At 53.3% G+C, this 4,675-nt stretch carries 4 protein-coding genes; 1 reads left to right on the top strand and 3 read right to left on the bottom strand.

The genetic code is table 11. The annotated features are described in order from the left end of the window. From INT22_RS04905 to amaB, 3 genes are all read right to left on the bottom strand, one after another. The coding region (locus tag INT22_RS04905; RefSeq protein ID WP_193067797.1) for an NAD(P)/FAD-dependent oxidoreductase at positions 1-448 on the bottom strand (448 nt) is incomplete at its 3' end. A gap of 55 nt (positions 449-503) precedes the next feature. Continuing rightward, complete coding sequence (gene nhaC, locus INT22_RS04910) at positions 504-1,961, bottom strand: Na+/H+ antiporter NhaC (RefSeq protein WP_193061194.1); 1,458 nt, start codon at positions 1,959-1,961, stop codon at positions 504-506. A 69-nt stretch (positions 1,962-2,030) separates the two neighbouring features. Next, positions 2,031-3,524 carry an L-piperidine-6-carboxylate dehydrogenase gene (gene amaB, locus INT22_RS04915; RefSeq protein WP_193061195.1) on the bottom strand — a complete coding sequence of 498 codons (1,494 nt, stop codon included), beginning with the start codon at positions 3,522-3,524 and terminating at the stop codon, positions 2,031-2,033. Between the two features lie 124 nt (positions 3,525-3,648). On the opposite strand from amaB, the gene INT22_RS04920 reads away from it, so the two are divergent. After that, the gene (locus INT22_RS04920; protein ID WP_038478998.1) at positions 3,649-4,536 is read left to right on the top strand and encodes a LysR family transcriptional regulator; all 888 of its coding nucleotides are present in this window, start codon (positions 3,649-3,651) and stop codon (positions 4,534-4,536) included. The last annotated feature ends 139 nt before the right edge of the window (positions 4,537-4,675 follow it).

A 4,675-nucleotide genomic window follows, 5' to 3' on the forward strand; every position in this document is an offset into this window, starting at 1 on the left:
TTTGTAACTGCTCGTGGCGGCGAGTGAGCTCTTGGCAGCCTTTGGTGTTATGGCCAAGGTGCAGGGTGCCTGTACGCGTTGCATCGCACTCAATGGCATAGCGCTCAATAATGTCGAAGACTTTTGCTGGCGCGCCGCCCAAAATAGTATTAACGCGTTCGCCTGTTTCTTCACCTAGCGCGGCCACGATGTCATCGGGTGGAATCCAAAGCCCAGCATTAACCAGACCAACATTGCGGCCTGAACCCCCCGTGGGGATATCTCCCGCCTCCAGCAAGATGACCTTGATGCCTTTTTCGGCCAAATGTAACGCGGTGGACAGACCCGTAATACCGCCACCAACAACACAGACCTCGGCCTCTTCCTGGTTCGCTAACGCAGGATAGTGTACTGGGGCTTCCGCGCTCGTTTGCAGCCAAAGGCAGCGCTCGGAGAGGGTCGTTTGCATCTTATAGTACCTCCTGAAAAGAAGCGCAGGTCGGCCATAGGCCGACCTTGTATGGCTATGAAGTAGGTTGGGAGGAGTAGTTGGTTTGAGGCGTATGGGGTGATTTTTCAGCCGCGCTCTCGGGGGATTCACGAGGAATAAAGCGGCCAGTTAGTGCCCACAGCAGGCCGAATAAAGGGGATAGCCAGCAAGCAAATGCAAAGGGCGCATATGCTAGCGTGGGTACGCCAATCGTCGAGGACACAAACCCACCGCCCATGTTCCAGGGAATTAACGGAGAGGAGAGCGTGCCATTGTCTTCAATGGTGCGTGACAGCGTCGAAGTCTTATAGCCCATGGCTTGATACTGGCCTTTCAGCAAGCGACCGGGCAGCACCAGCGTTGTATAAACATCGCCAATAATAGTGCTTACCGCCAGCGTTGTGCCGGCGCTTGTTGCCACTAAGCTGAAGCGACCTTTAATGAGCCGCATGAGCTGCTTAATAATCGCGTCAACGGTGCCATAGGCTTCTAACATGCCAGCAAAGCCCAGCGCGAAGAACGTTAGCGTTACCACCCAGGTCATGGAGAGCACACCGCCACTGCTGAGTAGAGCATCAATCGCCGGATTGCCAGTATCGCTGCTAAAGCCATTTTGCATGGCATCAAACACGGCATGAACGGTTTCGCCCTGAACGCCGATAGCCACTAAGCCGCCTATCGCAGCGCCGGTGAAAATAGTCGGGAAAGGTGGGAATTTGGCAAGCGCTAAACCGATCACAACAAAAGGCGGAATCAGCGTTACCCAGGAGAGCGTAAAGGTGTCATCAAGAGCCTGACGAAACGTTGCAATATCGGTACTTCGTTCAAGCTGGCCGCCATAGCTAGTGCCGAGCCATAAATAAAGCACCAGCGCGACAATCATGGCGGGCACCGTAGTGGCCATCATGCTGCGTATATGGCTCCATAAATCGGTTTCACATACGGCAGGGGTTAAGTTGGTAGTCTCTGATAAGGGCGACATTTTATCGCCAAAGAACGCACCGGATACCAGCGCCCCGCCCGTTAGATACATGGGAATGCCCAGCCCTTCCCCGATTCCCATTAGGGCAAGCCCGAGTGTTCCTACTGTGCCCCAGGATGTGCCTGTGGCAAGGGATACCAAAGCACTAATGACGCATGTCGCGACAAGGAAGTAAGAGGGTGAAACCAGCTGAAAACCGTAATACATCAGCGTGGGAACGGTGCCGGAAAGAATCCAGGTGCCAATCACCATACCGACCGCTAATAGAATAAAAATAGCGGGCATCCCCAGCTTAACCACCTCAAGCATTGAGGCTTCCATTTTTTGCCAGGGTACGCCACGGATGCGTCCGCACAGGGCACAAATCATTATCCCGAAGGCTAAAGGAATATGCGGGGTAAAGTCAGAGAAGATAAAAAATTGCAGAATTAGAATGGCGGTAGTGGCCAGCAGCGGTAATAGCGCCATCGCGAGGCCCGGCGTCGGGCCGATTTGGACATCGTCACGCATACATCACCTTGATTTTTTTATGTTTTTAGTAAGGGCCCTGCAGGGAAGGGCCCTTATAGAGGGGAAGGGTTAGTCGAACTTAATGCCTTGGGCCAGTGGGAGTTCACGAGAGTAGTTCACGGTGTTAGTTTGGCGACGCATATAGCTCTTCCAAACGTCGGAGCCAGACTCTCGACCGCCGCCGGTTTCCTTCTCGCCCCCAAACGCACCGCCAATTTCAGCACCGCTAGGGCCGATGTTGACGTTGGCGATGCCGCAGTCACTGCCAACCGCGGAGATGAAGGTTTCGGCTTCGCGAACATCGGTGGTGAAAATACAAGATGACAGGCCCTGGGGAACGTCATTATTGGTAGCAATGGCCTCATCCAGCTCTTTGTAGGTGAGGACATAGAGAATGGGCGCAAAGGTTTCGTGCTTGACCAGATCGTTTTGCTCGGTCACTTCAACAATGGCAGGCTCGACGTAGTAGCCTTCGTTGCTGTTGGCGATCTCTACACGGTTGCCACCGAACACCTTCGCACCTTGTTCACGCGCTTTAGCTAGCACGCTTTGCATCGCATCAAAGGCTTGATGGTCAATTAGCGGGCCAACCAAATTACCCTCAAGCGGGTTGCCGATGGACACCGCGCTATACGACTTCTTCAGACGCGCTAAGATTTCGTCTTTAATGGATTCATGAACGACTAAGCGACGCAGTGTCGTGCAGCGTTGCCCAGCCGTACCTACCGCAGAGAAAAGGATGGCGCGAGTCGCCATATCAAGGTCTGCACTTGGCGCTAAGATCATGGCATTGTTGCCACCCAGCTCAAGAATGCTGCGGCCGAAGCGTGCTGCCACTTGTGGGCCTACTTCGCGACCCATGCGGGTGCTTCCGGTAGCGCTGATCAGCGCAACGCGAGTGTCATTGACCAGCTGCTCACCGGCGGCACGCTCACCAATTATCACCTGGCTCAGGTGCTTGGGTGCCTCATCGCCGAACTCTTCAATGGCACGCTCTAACAGTGCTTGGCATGCCAGCGCTGTTAACGGTGTTTTTTCTGAAGGTTTCCACAGCAAGCTATTGCCGCATACCAGCGCTAAGGCTGAATTCCATGCCCAAGGGGCAACGGGAAAGTTAAATGCCGTAATTAGGCCAATCGGGCCTAACGGGTGCCAGCTTTCACGCATGTGGTGACCAGGGCGCTCGGAAGCGATGGTCAGTCCAAAAAGCTGGCGAGATTGACCAACGGCAAGGTCGCAAATGTCGATCATTTCCTGAACTTCGCCAAGCCCTTCCTGGAGAATCTTGCCGCACTCCCAGGTGACCAGCTCGCCGAGAGATTCCTTGTGCTGGCGCAGTTGATCGCCAAAAAGGCGCACCAATTCACCACGACGGGGGGCTGGCACGCTTTTCCAGGCCTGGAAGGCTTTTTCTGAGTTCGCGATAGCTGTTTCAACGTCGCTGCTAGAGGCCGTTGTAAGACGACCAATTTCGCTACCATCAATCGGCGTTGTAACAATCAGGTCGCCGCCTTGATACTGTTCTTTTGCGACGCCCATTTTTTCCATCAGGGAATGAATCATTGCTTCACCAAATATTGAGTTGTGAGTAAATTGGTTACAGGGCCAGTATTGCCAAGCTTGCGGTGGCTCATCAAACGATGTTTGTGAAAAACATCATTCCTTAATTTCACCAAGTGGGATTGCCATGCGTCGTCGAAACTTACCTTCTTTGACCAGCCTGAACTGTTTTGAGGCAGCGGCGAGACATCTCAGTTTTACGCGGGCTGCGGATGAACTGAGTCTGACGCAAAGTGCGGTGAGTAAGCAGGTGTCACAATTGGAAGTAACGCTGCAACATCCGTTATTCAGGCGGGTGAGAAAGCGCCTGCACCTGACGCCAGAGGGGGCGGTCTATCTCGGCGAGGCGCGTAAAATATTAGCCCAGGTCGAAATGTCCACGCGTTATATGCAGTCTTATGGCGTAGAGGCAGATGTGCTGAATATCGCCACGTTGCCCACCTTTGGGGCACGGTGGCTTATCCCCAGACTCAACGGGTTCCGCTTTAAACATCCCAATATTAATCTCAATATTTCTAACCGTACCGAACCGTTTGATATGCAAAAAGAGCGCATAGAGGCGGCGTTCTTTTTTGGCCATGGTGTATGGCCGCGGGCTGAGTGTATAAAGTTGCTGGATGAAGAGGTGGTGCCTGTCTGCGCGCCTTCCGCCATGGAGCAAACAACCGTTCGCGACCCATTAGACTTAACAGACATGGTGTTGTTACAGGTTTCTACTCGGCCCGAAGGGTGGCATGACTGGTTTGAAGCACAAGACCTCTATACGGAGCACAGCTACCATGGCCCAAGATTCGATACGTTCTATATGGCGTTAAGGTCGGCCCGCGCGGGCTGTGGCGTCGCCCTAGTGCCAAAATTCCTTGCTCAGGAAGAGCTTGATGAGGGGAAGTTAATCATTCCTTGGCAGTTCTCGCTTAAAAGCCAGGATGCTTACTACATGGCCTACCCAGAGCATATGGTCGACGTTTATAAGCTGCGCGTTTTTATTGAGTGGATACGAGCTCGTTTGGATTAGTTGTTAGTTGTTAGTTGTTAGGGCGACGGGTAAATAGTCGGGCAGGCGCTTTAGTTCTTCTAAGGGCATGGGGCGTGCGAATAGGTACCCTTGGAGTAGGTCACAGTGGCGGCGAGTGAGGTCTTCTTGCTGTTGCTGG

The organism is Halomonas sp. 3D7M (genome assembly GCF_014897885.1).
Lineage (GTDB): Bacteria > Pseudomonadota > Gammaproteobacteria > Pseudomonadales > Halomonadaceae > Vreelandella.